22 protein-coding genes, 1 rRNA gene and 1 pseudogene are annotated in these 20336 nt (G+C 33.1%); 1 reads left to right on the top strand and 23 read right to left on the bottom strand.

Annotated elements, in window-relative coordinates; translation table 11 throughout:
- Positions 1-48: 48 nt before the first annotated feature.
- The 12 genes and pseudogenes from OUY_RS02685 to OUY_RS02740 form a co-directional block, all read right to left on the bottom strand.
- Complete coding sequence (locus OUY_RS02685; protein WP_010404320.1) at positions 49-1275, bottom strand: DEAD/DEAH box helicase; 1227 nt, start codon at positions 1273-1275, stop codon at positions 49-51.
- 34 nt (positions 1276-1309) lie between these two features.
- Positions 1310-1561, bottom strand: coding sequence for a cold-shock protein (locus tag OUY_RS02690; RefSeq protein ID WP_064085705.1), 252 nt, complete (start codon positions 1559-1561; stop codon positions 1310-1312).
- 174 nt (positions 1562-1735) lie between these two features.
- Positions 1736-3070, bottom strand: a complete 1335-nt coding sequence (locus OUY_RS02695; protein WP_139686619.1) for a TldD/PmbA family protein — start codon at positions 3068-3070, stop codon at positions 1736-1738.
- 18 nt (positions 3071-3088) lie between these two features.
- Entirely contained in the window at positions 3089-3961 is an 873-nt protein-coding gene (atpG, locus tag OUY_RS02700) for an ATP synthase F1 subunit gamma (RefSeq protein WP_010404313.1), read from the bottom strand.
- A gap of 166 nt (positions 3962-4127) precedes the next feature.
- Positions 4128-5348, bottom strand: a complete 1221-nt coding sequence (locus OUY_RS02705; protein ID WP_010404310.1) for a tetratricopeptide repeat protein — start codon at positions 5346-5348, stop codon at positions 4128-4130.
- A complete protein-coding gene (locus OUY_RS02710) occupies positions 5345-6076 on the bottom strand; it encodes a hypothetical protein (RefSeq protein WP_139686620.1) in 732 nt (243 codons plus the stop codon). The genes OUY_RS02705 and OUY_RS02710 overlap by 4 nt, the downstream gene beginning before the upstream one ends.
- Positions 6069-7298: a lipoprotein-releasing ABC transporter permease subunit gene (locus OUY_RS02715; RefSeq protein WP_139686621.1), complete on the bottom strand. Its 1230-nt coding sequence runs from the start codon at positions 7296-7298 to the stop codon at positions 6069-6071. Before OUY_RS02715 ends, OUY_RS02710 begins: the two co-directional genes overlap by 8 nt.
- Positions 7299-7414: 116 nt before the next feature.
- Positions 7415-8714: pseudogene (locus tag OUY_RS02720) on the bottom strand (sugar phosphate nucleotidyltransferase).
- A 109-nt stretch (positions 8715-8823) separates the two neighbouring features.
- A complete protein-coding gene (locus OUY_RS02725) occupies positions 8824-10071 on the bottom strand; it encodes a hypothetical protein (protein ID WP_139686622.1) in 1248 nt (415 codons plus the stop codon).
- Positions 10072-10147: 76 nt separating this feature from the next.
- A complete protein-coding gene (gene sdhD, locus OUY_RS02730; RefSeq protein WP_139686623.1) occupies positions 10148-10513 on the bottom strand; it encodes a succinate dehydrogenase, hydrophobic membrane anchor protein in 366 nt (121 codons plus the stop codon).
- Positions 10510-10887 carry a succinate dehydrogenase, cytochrome b556 subunit gene (sdhC, locus tag OUY_RS02735; RefSeq protein WP_010407125.1) on the bottom strand — a complete coding sequence of 126 codons (378 nt, stop codon included), beginning with the start codon at positions 10885-10887 and terminating at the stop codon, positions 10510-10512. The genes sdhD and sdhC overlap by 4 nt, the downstream gene beginning before the upstream one ends.
- A gap of 102 nt (positions 10888-10989) precedes the next feature.
- Positions 10990-12493, bottom strand: a 16S ribosomal RNA gene (locus OUY_RS02740).
- Between the two features lie 153 nt (positions 12494-12646).
- On the opposite strand from OUY_RS02740, the gene OUY_RS02745 reads away from it, so the two are divergent.
- Positions 12647-13264: a hypothetical protein gene (locus OUY_RS02745; RefSeq protein WP_139686624.1), complete on the top strand. Its 618-nt coding sequence runs from the start codon at positions 12647-12649 to the stop codon at positions 13262-13264.
- 533 nt (positions 13265-13797) lie between these two features.
- On the opposite strand, the gene OUY_RS02750 is transcribed toward OUY_RS02745, so the two are convergent.
- From OUY_RS02750 to OUY_RS02800, 11 genes are all read right to left on the bottom strand, one after another.
- Entirely contained in the window at positions 13798-13950 is a 153-nt protein-coding gene (locus tag OUY_RS02750) for a hypothetical protein (RefSeq protein ID WP_029237694.1), read from the bottom strand.
- A 24-nt stretch (positions 13951-13974) separates the two neighbouring features.
- Positions 13975-14118, bottom strand: coding sequence for a hypothetical protein (locus OUY_RS02755; RefSeq protein WP_029237693.1), 144 nt, complete (start codon positions 14116-14118; stop codon positions 13975-13977).
- 13 nt (positions 14119-14131) lie between these two features.
- The gene (locus OUY_RS02760; RefSeq protein ID WP_010407120.1) at positions 14132-14290 is read right to left on the bottom strand and encodes a hypothetical protein; all 159 of its coding nucleotides are present in this window, start codon (positions 14288-14290) and stop codon (positions 14132-14134) included.
- Positions 14291-14893: 603 nt separating this feature from the next.
- Positions 14894-16792 (bottom strand): RNA polymerase sigma factor RpoD, encoded by a 1899-nt coding sequence (rpoD, locus tag OUY_RS02765; RefSeq protein WP_139686638.1) that lies wholly within the window; start codon positions 16790-16792, stop codon positions 14894-14896.
- Positions 16793-16931: 139 nt separating this feature from the next.
- Positions 16932-17234, bottom strand: a complete 303-nt coding sequence (locus OUY_RS02770; protein ID WP_010404276.1) for a cation:proton antiporter subunit C — start codon at positions 17232-17234, stop codon at positions 16932-16934.
- Positions 17231-17650, bottom strand: coding sequence for a Na(+)/H(+) antiporter subunit B (locus OUY_RS02775; protein ID WP_139686625.1), 420 nt, complete (start codon positions 17648-17650; stop codon positions 17231-17233). The genes OUY_RS02770 and OUY_RS02775 overlap by 4 nt, the downstream gene beginning before the upstream one ends.
- On the bottom strand, positions 17643-18167 hold the full coding sequence (locus OUY_RS02780) for a DUF4040 domain-containing protein (protein WP_010404272.1): 525 nt from the start codon (positions 18165-18167) through the stop codon (positions 17643-17645). The genes OUY_RS02775 and OUY_RS02780 overlap by 8 nt, the downstream gene beginning before the upstream one ends.
- Positions 18168-18178: 11 nt before the next feature.
- The gene (locus tag OUY_RS02785; protein WP_010404270.1) at positions 18179-18451 is read right to left on the bottom strand and encodes a monovalent cation/H(+) antiporter subunit G; all 273 of its coding nucleotides are present in this window, start codon (positions 18449-18451) and stop codon (positions 18179-18181) included.
- A gap of 6 nt (positions 18452-18457) precedes the next feature.
- The gene (locus tag OUY_RS02790) at positions 18458-18703 is read right to left on the bottom strand and encodes a monovalent cation/H+ antiporter complex subunit F (RefSeq protein WP_010404268.1); all 246 of its coding nucleotides are present in this window, start codon (positions 18701-18703) and stop codon (positions 18458-18460) included.
- A 29-nt stretch (positions 18704-18732) separates the two neighbouring features.
- The gene (rpoZ, locus tag OUY_RS02795; protein WP_139686626.1) at positions 18733-19125 is read right to left on the bottom strand and encodes a DNA-directed RNA polymerase subunit omega; all 393 of its coding nucleotides are present in this window, start codon (positions 19123-19125) and stop codon (positions 18733-18735) included.
- Between the two features lie 60 nt (positions 19126-19185).
- Complete coding sequence (locus tag OUY_RS02800; protein ID WP_139686627.1) at positions 19186-19482, bottom strand: helix-turn-helix domain-containing protein; 297 nt, start codon at positions 19480-19482, stop codon at positions 19186-19188.
- Between the last annotated feature and the right edge of the window lie 854 nt (positions 19483-20336).

Genomic DNA, 20336 nt, shown 5'->3' on the forward strand with positions numbered 1-20336 from the left:
CAGCAATTTTACTGGAGCTTTTAAAGAATAGAAGAATAGTTAAGTACATTAATACGCTTTTTCTAGTACTCTGCTTTTCTTCTTAAATACATTGATCTTTTTTCTACCGTATTTAGCCTTTAACGTACTTGGCCTTTTAAAGATCTTTTTGCTGTTACGTTTTTGAGATTGCATACTACAATCAAAATTTGGCTCTCCTTCTTTATCTGCTAGTGCAGGCAGTCTTCTCTTATCTTGAGGTGTAACAAAAGATAATGCAAATCCTTCAGCTCCCGCACGTGCAGTTCTACCTATACGATGAACATAATCAGCTTGCGATTGTGGTACATCATAATTGATAACATGTTGAATGTGCGGAATATCAAGGCCGCGAGAAGCAACATCTGTTGCAACCATGATTTGATTGCGGCCACGACGAAAAGAATCAATGACTCTTTCACGCTTGTGCTGCCTTAAATCACCATGAATTGCCAAAGCGCTATAGTCATCTTTGTGCAATTTGTCAGCTAGCTGATCCGCTCCTCGCTTTGTTTTAACAAAAATAATGATCGATCCTTTGCGCTGACATAATTGTGTAACAAGCTTGCCATATTTTTCTGATTCTGATGCATAAACAACTTCTTGTTTAATTTTTACAGAAGTTGTAGCCTGGCAATCAACAGAAACACGCTCTGGTTGATTAAGATATTTTTCAGTAAGTTTTACTATTTCCCCAGGAAGAGTTGCAGAAAACATAAGATTTTGCCTTATTTTAGGCAAATGCTTCATAATTTCTTCAATCTGAATTCCAAAGCCCATATCAAACATACGATCCGTCTCATCAAGCACAAGAATACCAACATTCCGAGTAACTAAAGTTTTACGCTCAATATGGTCTATAATACGACCAGGAGTACCTATTATAATTTGTGGTTTTTTCTGAAGCTGATTTAGCTGCCTAAAAATAGGCTCGCCTCCGATCAACAAAGCAACTCTTAGTAAAGAACTTTGAGATAAGAGTTTTCTTATCTCACTTGTTACCTGATGAGCAAGCTCTCTGGTTGGCACGATGACTAAAGCTGAACCAATGCTTGGCTCATTCATCAATTTAGCAACCAGTGGAATAGCAAACGCTAAGGTTTTTCCAGTTCCCGTTTGAGCAGACCCAAGAATATCTTTGCCCTGAAGAGCTAGAGGAATCGCTTGCACCTGAATCGGGGTTGGAACACAAAGATTATTTTTACTTAGAGCTTGCCTAAGCAAAGTTGGAAGCCCCATTTCATGAAAATTACTCACAATACATTACCCTATTAAAAAGCTTCACGATAGACTAATCTTCCAATCTTAAATTTATTGCAGACTTTTTATTTTCTCCGTTCCTACCACGCTCTTCTTTAAGCTCATAACTTACTCTTTCCCCTTTCATTCCTCCCTTTTTATCCTCTCCTCGAAGTGCATCAGGTCTTATTCCTGAACGTTCTAATGTACTAACATGTAAAAAAACGTCCTCACCTTTACCTTCTGGCTTGATGAAACCATAGCCTTTTTCAACATTAAACCATTTTATATTACCAAATTCCATATGGATAACTCCTAAACTACTAACTAATATTATTAATGTGATGAAAAACTTTGAAATTACGATTTAGAATGCTTTAAGCTTAGTTACTGCAACTAAACTTCTATACTCCATAGTCTATTCTTAACATTACATAGTAATAGTACACAATTATTGTACTTAATGCAACTAAAATTTTTAATCACTAAGTGAACCTGCTACTGTCATTTCGCTAACTTTAATCGTTGGTGAATTAAACTGCCCACAGAAAGTTAGGTCATTTGCAACAACTAAATTGCTAAACATATTTTTCAAATTGTCGGCAACAGTAATCTCGTGTATTGGATACGTTATTTTACCATTTTCTATAAAAAATCCGCATGCACCTTGACTATAATCGCCATTGATTAAATTAACACCAAAACCAAATAAATCAGTTACATATATTCCTTCTTTTACTTCGTCAATTAATTCCTTAAACGATCTATTACCATTTTTGAAATAGAAATTACTAGCTGAAGGAATAATTGCAGCATTACTTGCACGAGTTGCATTTGCGGTCGTTTCCAAGTTTAATTTCCTAGCCGAATATAGATCTAAAATCCAGTTTTGCAGTACTCCATTTTTTACAAATTCATTTCTTCTGCTCATTATTCCTTCCCCGTCAAACGGTCTTGATGTTATACCCCTTGGTAACAATGGGTCATCAATAATGCTAATCTCAGTATTAAAAATTTGATTATTTAAACTATTTCTCAAAAAAGAGCTATTATTTACAATATTGCTACCATTTATGGCAGAAGCAAAGCTCTTTACTAGCTCTTTTGCTGCTCTTTTTTCAAAAACAACCGGAAATTTGCCCGTCCTGATTGTACATGAACCCAATTGATCTATTGCTCTTTTTGCTGCTCCTTTCCCTATTGACTCAGGTGTTTTTAAATCACTGAAGTTGCATGCTACATCGTAATCGTAGCCTATTTTCATTTCACTCTTTTCTCCAGCAACAACAGAAACCTGATTAACAAAAGTTGACTTACTAAATGAACCAACAAAACCAGAAACGGTTGATAATACTGTATTTACTGAAGTATGTGAAGATGAAGCTCCTTCGGAATTAATAATATTTTTATGTGCAAGAGCTGAATTTTCTGTAGCTTCAGTAATTTCTTTTAATTTATCAATTGTTACAACATTATTATCTGAGATATTTAAATCTGCAGAAGAGATATAATTACTGCCATCTACAGCAAAACTAATATAAGGATCTTCCTGGGCATTCTTTGCCATTTCCACCACTTGGCTCACTGCACTACTAAGATTATTCAAATCGTTTGTGGAAATATACGCAGCTTTGTTCTTACCTGCTATAGCTCTAATTCCGACAGTACAGTTTCTAGATTGTGATATTTGTTCAATTTTTGATAGACGCTGAGAAACCGAGGTCTTATTAGTTTCATATATTGTAACTTCTGCGTCTTGATTCTGCTTTTTTATTAGTTTAGTGATATCTGCTGCAATATTTAATATATTCATTTTTCATTCCTTGAGTTTCTATAAAGATTCTGCACCACCTATAACTTCAATCAAATCAGTTGTAATTGCTGCTTGACGAGAACGATTATAAAGTAATGCTAGTTTATTTAGCATTTCTTTTGTATTTCTGTTTGCTGATTCCATAGCAACCATCCTAGCACTATTTTCACTTGCTGCACTTTCAAGTAAAGCAGAATAAAGAGCAGCTGTAACATAATCTTGAGTCAAAGATTTTAAAATAAACTCAATATTTTGTGGTTCATACTCATAGCTGTAATCTGTTAGAGGACTAACTACAGAATTATCAATTAATAATGAGTCTTTACTCCATGGTTTTATTGTTTCTAATATTGGCTTTTGCATGAAGGTATTATAGAATTTACTGTAAAAAACCTTAACTTTATTGTATTTACTTAGATCTATATCACTAACCAAGGCTTCCACACGCTTTAGTGTGATTCCCTTACTATTTTCAACCTTCAAGATATTTTTAGAATTAAATCTATTTTTGCCTGTCTCAAAAGCTTTCTTACCAAAAAAAACAATGTCTACTTTCTTATCATTTGCAATTAATTTGTTTATATGCTCCTGACTGAATTTAACAACAGAGGAGTTAAAGCTGCCACATAAACCACGATCAGATACAATAATAAATACTAGGAAAGAATCTTCATTATTGATATTTAGAATTCTTGCTAGTAACTCTTGATCCGCTGATAGCGCTAGTGAAGAAATAATGCTATGCAGCTTAGATATATGCAATTTTGAATTTGATAATTTCTTTTGGCTTTGTAATAATTTTGCCGCAGAAACCATTTGCATTATTTTCGTGGTTTTCTGCACAGACTTAATATTTTTAATTCTTAAGGATAATTCCTTTAAGCTCTTCATTTTGTATATAATTCTAATTTATTAAAATATATAACTGGTAATGTCTAAAAACAAGTTTTTTTGACATTAGAGTCAAACCTAACTAAGAAACTCACAGATTTACTGTTTTGAGATAAAGATTATATTAAAGCAATCTCGATGTAAAAGTATCACACCTTATGGAGTCTTATAATATAAGGTAAATACAATTAAGACTATTGCAACTTGAGCACTTATAATCCCATTGCTTTAGCTCTTTATTACAATCAGCACATTTCCAACCTGGATCAGGCACAGCTTCTGAGTCCATCCTGTTTAACCAATAAATTGCTTGATCATACTCTTGCAACATAATCTTGAGCTGTACCATAACAAGGTAGATTGATATGTAATTAGCTTTTTTCATAGCAATATCTAAATGCTGACTTGCAAGATCATATTTCCCTAAGCTAATTGAAGACAAAGCAAGCAAGCAATAACTAAAATAATAATCAGGGCGCAAGTTATATAGTCTTTCAGCGCCTTTATTATTTAACTTGATATACATTCTAGCTGATTGAGGAGTAGGATTTACTCTATACTCTTCCTCTAATACTGTGGAAGCTTTTCTGATTTTTTCAAGCTTGATATATAATTCTGCCTTTAAATAATTGATGGGCTGAAAAGTTGCATAATAACTTTGTGCTTTAGCTAAATAATCTATAGCTTTGTAAAAACTTCCTTTACTTTCGTATTGCTTTGCTAAAGCGCAATAAAAAACCGCTAACATCTTTTTACGATCAAAGGGAAGAAAAATATTGAATTTGATAGCTTCCTTTAACTTTGAAATTGCATTTATCCAATCTTCTTGCAATATACAATGCTCTATTTGAAAGGGAATAGACAAAATTTTATCATTAATTGAACTAGAGCAATATTCTATAAATTTTTGAAAGACTAACCTTTCTTGCTTTAGGTGAATAATCAGTTTATTGATCAGAAGTAGAGCTAAGTTGCGATTTTTACTTGCAATACTCGTTAAATTATGGCTGAAAAAGCTGTAATTTCCCGTTTTACCTGAATTAAAGAGCTTTACTAAAGATAATTTATCACTTTCTTCATTTAGATTTTTAATTAGCTTATTGGTGTTCTCTATATTACCTAAGTCTAAGCTAAAGAAAGCTTCAAAGAGAAGCAATTCTTCCCTACTTCTTCTTCTATTTTTTATGTTAGCAAATGTTGATGAAATAGAAGAACAAAAACGTGCAACTGCAATCAATAAAAATAATAAGACTACGCAAGCAAGAATAACGAAATATAGATCAATACTTATAGTGTAATTGCCTAATTCCAATTTTATTACTTCACCACTTACCTTGATCCATATGCCAAATAAAAACGAAAAAGCAAAAATTATAAAATAAATCATGAGATGTATTGTAATAAGTGACGATATATTATTGAAGTATTCTTGAAAGCTACAATAAAATCATTCAATTTATTAAGCCATGGTTTGAATTCTGGGTATGTTAAGTCACTTATTGCGGTGGCTATGCTCTGCCAATCATTATCGCTTATTAATTCTTCAATTTCCGCAAGCTTTAACCTGAGTGGATCACTACGATCATCTATCTTTATCCAATTTGAAATGATTTTTTTAAACAAGTTACTTTTATTGTAGTTAATAACAGTCATGTTCTTCTCAAAAGACAATTTCAACCCGCGTAAAGTATCTACCTCTTTCAAATTTTCCAATTCATTTACTGCATTTTCTATCTCTGGATCGTCAAGCTCTGATATCAAAGGCTTTATTGAATTTATATGATTATAAAACTTGGCTTCTCGCAATAACGAATTCTTCATCTTAATCACAAGTAGCAGCAACTTTGCGAGGTTCTTATGCCTTAAACTACCATCACCTTGCTCACATTGAGTGTGCAGATTTCTCTTTAAGTCAAATATCCTTTTCTCTACCCTAGATTGATTCACTTCAAGCAATACTCTAAGTTCATCCATCTTTTCCGTTAAACCATTTATACTATTTTCACTTTCTTGCTGATTTATTTTGAAAAATATTATGTTATTTATTGCAATATGGCTAACAAATAACAATATAATTAAGAACCAACCTATGCATTTTTTTCGAGTATCATTCATAACGTAATATCTCCGCTGAGTCTTGTGCAGCTGCCTGCAATGCAGGAGGAATTGTTGCTAAAAATGACAAGAACAATGCAAGTGCAGAAATGTTCACTACATCTTGAGAAACTAATATCACTGGCAAACTTGAAAAAAAGTATATCATAGGATCAAATAGCTTGATGTTGGTAATGTTTTCTAAAAACACTCTAATATTTTCAATGTTGAGAGAAAAAATAACTCCTATAACAGAGCCAAGACAAGTTCCTGTAAAACCAATTAACAGCCCACAAGCACAAAATATGCGCATAATGCTTCCACTTGTTGCACCAAACGTACGCATAATTGCAATTGCGGATTTCTTTTCTTGCACTATCATCATCAAACTTGAAACAATATTGAATGCTGCCACAACTATAATCAAAGTAAGAATTAAAAACATCACATTTCTTTCAGTTTTTAAAGCATTAACATAATGGCTTTGCTGAGATTGCCAACTTTCAGCTTTCATTCCTGTTTCTTCTACTATAGCATTTGCTAGCTTATTAGCCGCAGCAATATCGTCTATGAACACTTCTATATTTCTCACACTATCTTTATAATTAAAAAAAGCCTGAGCTGATTTCATGGGCATATACATCAAGGTATTGTCGTACTCAAACATACCCATATCAAATATTGCTACAACTTTATATTCTTTCATTTTTGGTATTTCACCAGACAGTGCGTCAAATCCTTCGGGTGATATAAGCATAATGTTATCACCATAATCAATATTCAAAGCTTCTGCTAATCTTGCCCCTATTATGATACCTTCATCGAATTTTTCCACGTTACCCATAATTACATTATTCTTAACAGTAGTATTATTAAGTAAGTCTTTAGTTGACACACCACGGACTACGCTACCCACAATTCCACCATTTGATGCAACGATCACTTGATCATTGGTCATAGAAGTAGCTTTTAATACACCTGGGATTTTCTCAATAGATTTTAACACTGCGTGGTAATCTGAATTTATGCTTCTATCAAAGTAAACATTAATATGGCCATTAATGCCAAGTACAGAGTCGAGCAGCTTTGCTCTGAACCCATTCATTACAGACATTACTACTATTAGCGTTGCAACTCCAAGAGCAATACCAATAATAGAAAACAAGGCCATTATAGAGCAAAATCTAGAATTCTTTGCTCGCAAATAGCGAATAGCCATAGTAAATTCAAAGGCAATAGACATTATACTAAGATTTAAATATCATACTTTTTATGATTCATATAACTGTAATTTTTCCTTTACCTCAAATTAGGTTGTCTAAATTTAGCAAGCTTATAGAATATATTCAATATTCTATATTAAGACCTTCCATATATATCGTCCGATCTTACTATATCATTATCAGATAAAAACTTTCCTACCCGAAACTCAACTATCTCAAGAGGAAATCTTGTACTTTTATTCTCAATTTTATGAAACACCTTCCTTGGAATCTCTACTACATGATTTTTTGTTATAGCATATGTTTTGTCATCTAAACTCACACATCCAACCCCTGATAGTATTATATGGTACTCATCTCTATAGTGGTGAAATTGCTTAGAAGTGCAGCTCAGTCGATTTATAAAGGTATTTTATAAGAAAATCCTTACCCATTAAAATCACACTATAAAATCCCCATGGCTTAATCTCTTTCCTTGTTGGCTTTGCTTCTTTAACTTTATTAATGAACAACATTAGGCTCTTATTTTGCCGTTTATAAACTCTACCTAATAAAATCTTTTCATCATTTTCTGTCATCAAAACTGGCTCTCTTCCTTTTGTTACACGCTGAAATGAAACTAAATTCTCACTAAATCTCTTACTCAGTTCTAAAACTGAACTCCAAGTACCAATATCCATCCAATCAAAATTAGCTTCTACCATTGCAATATTTTCTGCTTTTTCTATCACTAGGTGATCAATAGATGTATCACCCATTCCTGCACAATTTTGCTGTTCTAAATACAGAAATCTCTCTCGTGGTACAAAATGCTTCATACTTTCACAACATAAATTATAGAGAGTCGGAGCAATTTTTTTTATCTCATCTATATAGCGTTTTGCTCTAAACACAAATATTCCAGAGTTCCAATAATGATCGTTACTTACCTTACGCTCGGGTTTTTCTGTAAAATCTTTTACTATATGACATTTTTCTTTCTGACCATATACTGCATTTATACAGCCGTATTCCGAATTGAATTCATGAGGCTTTATCCCAAAAGTGACTATAGAGTCAGTTTCAGAGGCTAGCTTAGACGCTTTCTCAATAGAAACATAAAAACTATTCAAATCACCTATAAAATGGTCTGAAGGCAGAACTAAGATTGTCTCGTTCCTATCGCAGAGAAGCACAGCAATTAGTATTGCTGCCGCTGTCCCAATTTTAACTGGTTCAAAAACTACTTTACATTCCTGTAATGCATGTAATTCCTGCATCAATAATGACTCATATTGTATATTTGTGGTAATGATGGGTGGCATATAATCGCCTTTTAGCCTCAACAAAGTGTTGTGAAACATAGTATTCTGACTAAATATTTTCTGAAATTGCTTTGGCTTAGATAGAGGCCAAAGTCTGCTGCCACTACCACCACACAGTATTACAGGGCGCATTTAATTAAGATATTAATTATTTGATTAATATCTTATACTAACGGCAAAATGCATGCAAGTTTTTATTGTGAGATGATTAAAGTAAAAAGTAATTTAAAGTGATGGTTGACTACGAGCGTGATGGAGTCCCTACATTTCGTGATGAGTCTTGTCTTCTTTCTATCTCTCTATCAATATGAGGAGTGTTGCTTTTTTGATTAACGGCTGCAGCTACTTTTTCATCAGTTTTGTTTTGCAACTTTTCCTTTAAGCTTTCTCCAACACCTAGTTCTCTAGATTTATCTATACTTTCACTATTTTTGCTCAACCCCTTCTCTAAGTTTTTTTCAATATCTGATTTTCTAGCGTTAAGCTCTTTCCATGTACCCGCTATGCTAAGTGGCTTATGATCCTTCTGCTTCGGCTTTGGCCTTTCCCCATTTGTAACAACATTAAAGTCGCTTTTTACTTCTTTCCAACATTCTTTCAATTGATGTTTCCACATAGTAAGATAAGCATCACCATACTTTTTCTCATTTGCTACAAACAATAAAATTGGAGCCTTAAGTATGGTAGCTCCCATATTCACTAAATTTTTTACTGCCATTGCAGGGGTGAACAAAAGATAGCCAAAAGACTTTGCAATTGGGTTTTGTTCGCTTATTAAATACTCCCCTAACTTTATAGGAAGAGAGGTCAACAATTTAGTACAAACTTTAGCCAAGCTTGTAGCAAAAACGATAGAAACAGATATAAGACTTTTATCTAGCTCTAGATTACCATCCTGATCTCTAATTTCTGAAAAATGAGTGCTTAGCTTCTTGTAATCACTAGCGTATAGTAATTTTCCATTTCTTCCTTTTTCATCTCTATCTTTCTCATCAACTTCTCCCGTGTCATCATTGATGAAGCAACCTTTTTTAGCAAGAAAAGAAGAATTAGTTAATCTAAGTAACTTAGTATCAACCTCAAAGACCGGCAAGTGTTTTTCAAGATCTATTTTTGAAAACTTAAATGGCTTATAAAATTTACTATAATCATTAACCTCACGCCTACCTTTACTAACTAAAAAGTCAATAGTAAAGTAAGATTTTTTATCAATTTCCTTAACCAAGGCTAGATCAAATTTGTATTCATTATATATAAGCTGGTACTCTGGATTTCCGTCTTTATCTTTTACAAGCTTGTCATTTTTTTTTACAACTCTCCCAGAATCTACAATCTGATCATAATTTTTTGGATATTGACACTTTCGTCCATCCTCATATATCATTACCTTTCTAAGGTCTTTGACATAAACTTGAGACTCAGATGAACTAAATAGATCCTTCACCTTTAGCGTAAGGTCTATTCCCCACTTTTTCAATGTCTCTAACATATTGCTAAACCAAAATCGCTATAGTTCAATAATAAAACTAGTACACTAATAATATATTAACATAGAACTGGCAACTTTACAAGAAAATATGCCTATAAAAGAAAAAAGTCGTAAAAGCAAGGACTATATAAGTAATGCTTGATAAGTATTTCATGCATGTAATTGTAAAAATCCTTAGAGGTACGCTGTCTATATAATCTTCACACACTACCTGCATTCCAAGAACTACATGCCAAAAAATGCAAAACACCAGTATAACAAAAAACAAAAGCTCTAGTGGATGATTAATAGCCTGAAATAATTTTTCATTAAAAGATAAAGGGCTATCAACATAAAATGTGCAAGAAAATGAGTAAATAAACCAAGGAAATAAAAATAACAAAATCACCGCAGAAACACGCTGGATCCACCAATGATGTACTGAATTTACAGATTGACTCATATAAATATAAATAAAAAAGCCATAGTAGAAAGAAATAGCATTATTGTTAGTAATATAGCACTTTTTAAAACACTAGCAATTTCTAAATTAAGCCCAGCATCCCACAATAAATGACGAATACCATTAAGAAAATGATACATAAAGCTTACAAAGCATAAGATATAAGCTAATTTAGCAACAGGAGTGAACAATAATGCATTTAAGCACCTTACTATAATTAACTTAGGGGAGTAAACATATAATATAAAATACCAAGAAAGTATGATTAATAAAAGAAATAGCAAGATACCAGTCAATCTATGCATAATAGAAAAAAAACTAGTAACTTGTACTTTATATATTTGTAAATGTGGGGAAAGAGGCCTGTTACTCATAAAATTTTGTTATCGAGAAATTAAAAAATAAAGTAGAAGTAAAGACAGCAGTATAGTACATAATGACACTATTATTTGAAATGGTGAATTACGTACAAAGCCTAAGGAGGTAATCCAGCTGCAGATTCCCCTACTGCTACCTTGTTACGACTTCACCCCAGTCACTGATCCCACTTTAAATAACTCCTTCCTTGCGGTTAGGCCATTAGCTTCGAGTGAAACCAATTCCCATGGCGTGACGGGCAGTGTGTACAAGACCCGAGAACGTATTCACCGTGGCATGCTGATCCACGATTACTAGCGATTCCAACTTCATGTACTCGAGTTGCAGAGTACAATCCGAACTGAGATGTCTTTTAGGGATTAGCTTAGGCTTGCGCACCTTGCAGCCCATTGTAGACACCATTGTAGCACGTGTGTAGCCCACTCCATAAAGGCCATGATGACTTGACATCATCCCCACCTTCCTCCAGCTTATCACTGGCAGTTTCCTTAAAGTACTCAGCATTACCTGATAGCAACTAAGGATGAGGGTTGCGCTCGTTGCGGGACTTAACCCAACATCTCACGACACGAGCTGACGACAGCCATGCAACACTTGTGTAAAATCCGGCCGAACCGACCCTATCCCTTCGAATAGGTATGATTTCCATGTCAAGAAGTGGTAAGGTTTTTCGCGTTGCATCGAATTAAACCACATGCTCCACCGCTTGTGCGGGTCCCCGTCAATTCCTTTGAGTTTTAATCTTGCGACCGTAGTCCCCAGGCGGAATGTTTAACGCGTTAGCTGTAATACAGAAAGTAAACTTCCCATATTTAACATTCATCGTTTACAGCGTGGACTACCAGGGTATCTAATCCTGTTTGCTCCCCACGCCTTCGCGCTTCAGCGTCAGATTTGAACCAGATAGACGCCTTCGCCACTGGTGTTCCTCCTAATATTTACGAATTTTACCTCTACATCAGGAATTCCTCTATCCTCTTTCAATCTCTAGATTAATAGTTTTAAAAGCAATTCCAAGGTTAAGCCTCGGGATTTCACTTTTAACTTATTAACCAGCCTACGCGCCCTTTACGCCCAATAATTCCGAATAACGCTAGCCCTCTCCGTATTACCGCGGCTGCTGGCACGGAGTTAGCCAGGACTTCTTCTGTGAGTACCGTCATTATCTTCCTCACTAAAAGAGCTTTACAACCCAAAGGCCTTCTTCACTCATGCGGCATGGCTGGATCAGGCTTTCGCCCATTGTCCAATATTCCCCACTGCTGCCTCCCGTAGGAGTCTGGACCGTATCTCAGTTCCAGTGTGGCTGATCATCCTCTCAGATCAGCTATAGATCATTGCCTTGGTAGGCTATTACTCCACCAACTAGCTAATCTAATATAGGCTCATCTAATAGCAATAAATTTTTCCCCCGTAGGGCGTATACGGTATTAGTTGCCGTTTCCAACAATTATTCCGTACTACTAGGTAGATTCCTATACATTACTCACCCGTCTGCCACTAAGTTATACCATAGCAAGCTACAATATAACTCCGTTCGACTTGCATGTGTTAGGCCTGCCGCCAGCGTTCATTCTGAGCCAGGATCAAACTCTCAAATTTAGACTTCAACCTATAAAAGGTTGAGGGTACATCGGATAAATCCGACAAAAAATAATTTAGCTTAATACTGCTGTCTTTATTTCTACTTTAGAAATATTTTAATCTCCAACTATTCAAACAACTCTAAGAATATTATTATGTGATATAATCACTATGTCAATATGTTTTTGCAAATCAAAAGCATTAATGTATAAATATATAACTATTTGGAATATTACCATGAAAAAATACATCTTTCTGCTTGCACTCGCGCCAATGTTAGTTGGCATCACATTATACTTATTGCGCAACATTGATAACACAAAACAATCTATAACTGCAGGTGACAAGTTTTACGAAGTATTATTCTTAAAAAAAGATAATAAGTCACTGCTAGAAGAAATAGATTCAAATTGGGAGTATTTAGCAAATTTTGAACGCGCATTCAATCATATCTCAGATTCAATGCCAACAGACACAGCATCTATTATTTATAATGATTTGGCAGACGATAAAGATGCTCCTGATGTTTTGCGTGAGTTAGCACAATACTTAGAAGTAATGAGCTTACTTCACTCCAGCGGTGAAAAAACAAATAGAGATAAAATTAGTAATTTAGAATCAAATGCAGTGTACCCTTATTCAAGCCAAGAAGCTACCGCTATAGTAAAGATACACAGTAACGACATTAAAGGTGCAATTGAAATATTGCATTCATTATTAAATGATAGAGAATGTCCGACTCTAATCAAGGCCAATGCACAAGAATTACTTCGGATATACGAAAACTAAAAAACTTGCTTGCATAACAATTTGGCAGCGCATCTGATGAAATAAAGAACTTTACTTGACAAACCTCCCTATTTTATTATGGCACTAAAAGTATTTATGACTCAAAATTTGTTTTTGACTGTAGGATCAATCACAAAATCCAGTAAAAACTTAGGTGTTTATTGGTAGATTACGTAAAATTATAGCGGTTTTTTAAATTTTTTCTATACTCAGCCAAGTCGCGCTTGTTAGAACATTATTACAGCACCACTTACAGTAATATAGAGTCAAAATTTCACTACTCAGAGGGTTCCTTTTACCTTTTTATTTAGTAAGACTTCTCTATATTTATAGTTAATATATCAAAGAATAAACTTCACTCGCAGAATGTCATTGTAGCACTAAAATGACAAAAAGAGGATAAAATCGCAATAGCTATGTATCAAGCACCGTTGTATTTTCTCTATATTTTAGATTACTTTGTTTACCCCCCTCCCTTTATCATTCAGCTACGCAGATAGTTACTACAAACCGTAAAGATGTTTAAAAGAAATCTAATTTTTTATCAACTCATACATTTCATTACCAACTTCACAATAAGGTTCTGCAGTTGGATAAAAATAATCAAAAAAGAAATAATCCTTTAGTATTTCTGTGCTGCATCCAGAATTATAGTAAGTATCAAGCCTTCCTTTAAATATCAACAAGAGTATCTTTATACTTTTTCCAAATCACCCTCCCCCAAACTGGTCTACGATGTTTGATAGGTATGCATCTCGATCATTTAACCCTTTGCTCTTATATTTACCAAGCATACTTTTCATTTTAGAATTAAGATCGAATGCTTTTATTTCAAGATCTGCACCTTTCTTCATATAATCTAAATCATTAGCTAATTTTGTATTGAAACTCTGTGTAAGCTTTGCAGCCAGCTCTCTTGCTTTTCGTCTTTATTAAAGCTAGTATCAAACCAACCTCAGTCACATTTGCAACAATCACATGCTTTACACCATATTCATTTAGAACCAAATGCATTACATATTTCACTAACCGCTTTATTTCAATACTTTTTCTGCTTTAACATTGTTATAAGCAGTGGCACCCATAATATTATTTCCTCGATTATAATGAAAAATAAAATCTCCTTTACCTACGTCTGGATGATGTTTAATTACTGCGTTTAGCTGATTAACTAAACGAAATTTATTGAGGAAATAAGAAAAAATAGGGTTAAGAATTTCAGATGCTGTTGCATATAAAATCGCATAGTTATGACCTTACTGTTCATAGTATCGATCAAAAAATGAGCATCTCCATGATGACTTAAATTCTTCTAAACCTAAATACCTTGCTACATATTCAACAACAGTAAGGCCATTGCTAAAATCCTCCTTAATAAAAAGGGGCATTAAGTTTCACGTTTCTTACAAAGGATAAGTTATTAAAATTTCAATAATTACACCATTATCAGATAAACTATCACCCAGAACACAAAAATTTTTACACTTTGAATTAGAGTTATTCTTTTCATTTGCCATAACATTCAATATCTAATCATACTGCTCTATGAAGCCTATAAAAAAAGAAAAATAGGGTAAAATTATAGAACTTTGGCTGAATTTTACCTATTTTTTGAGCAGCCCTTCTGCCTTAAAAGAAACCTCTAAGTTTTTTAGCACGGCTTGGATGTTTCAACTTACGTAGTGCTTTTGCCTCTATTTGCCTAATTCTTTCACGCGTAACATTAAAAATTTTTCCTACTTCTTCTAAGGTATGCTCCTTTCCATCTTTACCAAGGCCAAAGCGCATCCTTAGAATTCTTTCTTCTTTTGGTGTTAAAGTTGCAAGAACATTGGTCGTAATACCGCGCAAGTCGGCAAGTATTGCAGCATCCTCTGGTTTAGAAACTCGCTTATCTTCTATACAATCACCGAAGGTACTACTATCATCCTTTCCTGTTGGAGCTTCAAGACTTACTGGATCTCTTGCTATTTTCATAACTTTACGTATTCTTTCTATCGGCATTGCCAATTCTATACTTAATTCCTCTAATGTTGGCTCTCTACCCATTCCATGAGTCATCTTTCTTAATGCTTTATTGATTTTACTGATAATTTCCACCATATGAACTGGTATTCTAACTACTTTAGACTGTTCAGGTATTGCCCTAGTTATTGATTGTTTTACCCACCAAGTACCATAAGTCGAAAATTTATATCCACGTTTGTAATCAAACTTATCTACAGCCTTCATAAGACCAATATTGCCTTCTTGTATCAAGTCAAGTAGATCAAGTCCTCTTTTTGCATACTTTTTAGCAATTGAAACCACTAGCCTTAAATTAGCCTTTATCATCTCTTGCTTTGCTTCAGAGACTTCTCGTTCGTGTTTTTGTATTCTCTTGATTAGCTCCTTAAACTCTTGTACTTTATCTCCTTGTACATAACTCTTAATATTTCTTAAGGCACTAGCTATATATTCATAGTTATCGTTTATAAACCTTAAGAATTTATTTTTTAATTCACCTGTAAAAAGGGACTGATTTTCATTCTTCTTTAAAAGACTGATTTCGCTCAATTCGCGCTCTAAAAGCACAGCACAATAAATATTATAGAAACTTTCTCTATCAATATCGTACTTTCTAGCCTCAGTAATAAGATTAGCTTCTTCAAACGTGATTAGTCTATTTATTTCGTAAAGTTTTTGTGTAATTCTGGCAATAGCAGCATCACTAAACTGAATTTGTAATGCCACAGACCATATTTGATTATATAAATTTTCTAGCTCATTAGAGAAATCTTTAGAATTTTTTTTCAATACCAATGCTTCATTTGTTAAAGTAATGATCTCATCCAATGCTGTGATAACCTTTGGCAATAAATCACTTTCCATTTCAAGAACAGAAATGTTTAAATTCGCTGAACTTATATCTTCACTCTCATTTCCCTTTTCATCGTTGCCTTTTTCCTCATCATCAACATAATCTTTAACATCTTCAGCTTCACTTTCTTCTTTGGCTACCATATTGAAATCAGAGTTATAAATTGCATCTAGATTTATCATTTCTCTCAGCAAAAAAGTTCCCCCACTTAAATCATCACGCCATGTTTTGATCATGTTGAATGCCACTGATGTTTCAATTATTGCACGTAACATGTTATGCTTTTCAGATTCAATTTTTTTTGCTATCTTAATTTCATCTGCTCGTGACAAAAGCTTTACAGAGCTCATATCTTGTAAATAAATCCTTACTGGATCATCATTTTGCACTAAAGTTGTAGTAGTATTCAACGATGTCTCATCATCATCAAGCTTATTACCATCATCATTAGAAGGAGCTTCTTCCTCATCTTCACTACTTTCGAGTATGTTAATTCCAGAGTCTTGCAATAAAGCTATAGTATCATCTATAAAATCAGGTGGAAAACTTTCATCTGACAACTTATCATTTATATCATCAAAAGTGATAAAACCGCCCTTTCTTATACTTTTGGTTACAAGATCTTTGATGATCTTTTTCCTATCTTCCGTACCATTAATAGTTGACATCATTACCTTTACAGTTTATAATTTTATTTCTTATTTATCAAATAAACTTACAATTAGCAAGCTTATAGTTTTATTCTTAATTTATAGTTACTTGCTACTTCATATAGTTTAAGATACTGTCAATTTATTCACACTCTTCTTAATCAACTAATCTCTCCATTCTTACTACTATGGACAATCCAACCGAAAATGTTGCAATTCCAACCACTATAGCAGTAAGCATTAAGACGTGAGGTATAGGATTGGTATATAAGTGAAAATTTGAAGTCAATATAGGAGGTAAAGAACTTTTTACATACCCTAAAGATATGTAAAACAACAAAACAGATGCCTGTAAGACACTTAATCCCATCATTTTTTTGATTAAGTTTTTATCATTTACAATGATATAGAAACCTAGCACCATTAATATAGTAATGCCTACATAATTATATAGAGTCATTGTTTTTTCTTGCGAGCAAAATTTATATATATGATTAACATGGAAGAAGAGACGGTAAGCAATACACCCAGCTCCACTAAGAAAATACCCAATTTTTGACCTGTTCTACTATCAGCTGACAATATACTATAGGATAAAAAATTTTGGCCAAATAAAACTGTTATAATACCAGCTCCTCCATAGGTTAAAATACCTAGTACGTTAGTAAATTTGATAATAGAGCAAGGTATTGCTTTTAAAGTTGTAGGTATATCAAATAACATAGAATATAATATTATCCCAGAAGCAATAATTATTCCCGCCTGAAAACCTCCACCTGGAGTATAGTCACCATGAAACTGTATGTATAAACCAAACAAAATGATAAAAGGTATCATCAAAAATGTTACTGCACTTAATACCGGATCTTTAATCACTTTCTTTCTCTTCTAATATTAACATTATACAAAGTGCAGCAGTAAAAACTACTATAGTTTCTCCAAATGTGTCATAGCCACGAAAGCTTGCTAAAACAGCTGTCACTATATTAGGAATACCAATAGCTTTTTCAGTATTTTCTACATAATAAGGAGCAACGTGCAAGTGAACTGGAGCATTATGACTGCCAAAATCTGGTAATTGAATCATAAAGTATGATAAACATGCAGTCAAAAATAACATAAAAAAAAGTGTTGTGGGGCTATGAGATAAATTTGCTTTGTAATTCTTTACCAAAGAGAGTGCTGCAAACGTAAAGACTGTGCTCAATCCTGCACCAACAGAAGCTTCAGTAATTGCAACATCTGGCGCATTCATAATCAAGTACATAAGTGCAATAAGTGAACTAAATACACACATTAGAACAGCACTTACAACCAAATGTTTCGAAAGAACTATAAAAACTGTAACCGTGAGTAACAGCAAAAGTAATATTAGATTCAGTATTTCTAGCATCTTAACCTTCTTTAATAGTCTTTACTTTTATAATAAGTACGCGCTAAAATATAACTGTTAGTTGAATTGGCTATCCATATTATAAAAATCAATAATATAACTTTAATAGTAGTGATTGAAAATTCATTTTGCCAAGCAAAACCAATCAACAACAACATTGCGCCACTAGAATCTGCAATACCTGCAGCATGTAGTCTAGTATAGAAATCAGGAAATACTACTACTCCTACGCTTGAAATGACTATTAAACAAACACCTAAAAATATGAGAATGGATGCTACCATAAATTATCAAAACAACATTAATCTCATTAGCGCTATAGTTGATATAAAGCTGATGCTAGCATATAGTAATGCTATATCAATTAAAAAAAAATCATTCAGAGTAATCGATATTGCTGTTATGAGTAAAACTACTTGTGTTGATAAACTATTGAATGCTAAAATCTTATTGTACACATCACTTGACCTAAATACTATACAACATAACATTACACTCATACAGAACAAAAGCGCATAGATAGCAATACTAATCATTTATAAGCTATTATAACCTCTGCAGATTTCTAAATCGGTACTTCTTCACCACTATCTTGATCATCTATTTTATCATCGTGGCTTTCTTGACTTACATCCAGACTTGTGTTAAGTTGATGATCAGAAAAATTTAACAAATTTGCTAGCTTACTTGGACTATTAATATAAGTATTATCTGTGTTTCCTTTCATGTGCTCCTTGCACCTTTTCACCAAAAGGTTAAACAACTCATGAGTATTCACCTTCTTTTCTGCTATTTCATACAAAGAAACTATCGTATCCTTATGATCTTTAAACTCAACCATTTCAACGGGATCGCTTGCCCCTGTACTCAAATCATGCGTTCTTTGACTTGCTAGCAGAACGAATTTAAAACGGTTGTGTACCTGTTCTACACACTTTTCTACAATAGACTCAATCATAAAATACTACCTTGATAAACTTTATACTATATCACAAAAAATAAGATGTCAACTTCGGATCTATTGAGATCCAATTCTACATTCTACTTTTTCTTCTTTAGCTTTTACTGATTGATTTTCTGTTATTGTAATTGTTATTTCATGATCAAGCTTTTTCAAAAAACCTAACAGTCTCTCTAAAGAAAAACCACTTGTCTTACCACTTTTAAGTTGTGACACCTTTGGTTGATCAATACCAAGTTTCTCAGCCGCACAAGCTTGAGTCCAAGTATTTTTTCCTATAATTTTACTTATTATGCTCAGCAATTTTTTTTTTATTGCTTCACTATCCAGATTGTTTAATGATATTGTTTCCATAATTTTTACTCTCACATACCAACTAGCTTTATTAAATATTATATCATAATATTAATATATTGGTACATTAATATTATATAATTTGTCAATAACTATAATGATATACTGATACTCAAAATTTTAAATTGACTATAATTTTTATCAAAATACTAGTAATTTCAAACTATTATTTTGTAAAAAACTTACTATTAAAGAGAATAAGTTGAAATTGCAAAGTTTAAAATACAGAAATAATCATTTTACAAACTCGTTTTAGAGACTGTACATGATCTCAAGAAAGGAATAAAGCAGGAGATAGAGTATGTAAATTATTAAAACAGAGCAAGATGAGTAGGAGAAAAACTGAGTAGAGTTCTGTAGAAAGAAACAAAATCAAGAAGATTTAGGATATATTTTACATAGTGTTACAGGTCCTAAAAAGTGGCTTCAGTGAATCAACAATGTTTTCAAAATGGCAAGATTATTTTAATAAATGAAGTAAAAAACATAGCGGAAGTAAAGAAAGTGTTTTGAAACATATATAAAAAAGTAATTGCAAAGAAACAAATAAAAGGATGTAACTGTAGAAATCTTTGCCGTATTGTCAAAAGGTAAGTCTCTAATACTCTTATAGAAAAGTGTAGACAATTGTGATAAGCAAATTCAATACTAGCTTACAAATCGTCTTCTTGCTTCCACCGCTTTGCTTCTAAAAAGATTATGAATAGACCCTTATATCCGAAATTTATACCTCTATATTTTAATATAGGGATTCATTTCAATTTTTAAAGTTTCTATTTAATAAGAATGCTATATCATATTCGTAATTTAATTTAAATATCTGTTGCTTCTAAAATACTATTTGGTTAGTAAAT

Origin of the sequence: Wolbachia endosymbiont of Leptopilina clavipes (assembly GCF_006334525.1) — a bacterium.
GTDB lineage: Bacteria > Pseudomonadota > Alphaproteobacteria > Rickettsiales > Anaplasmataceae > Wolbachia.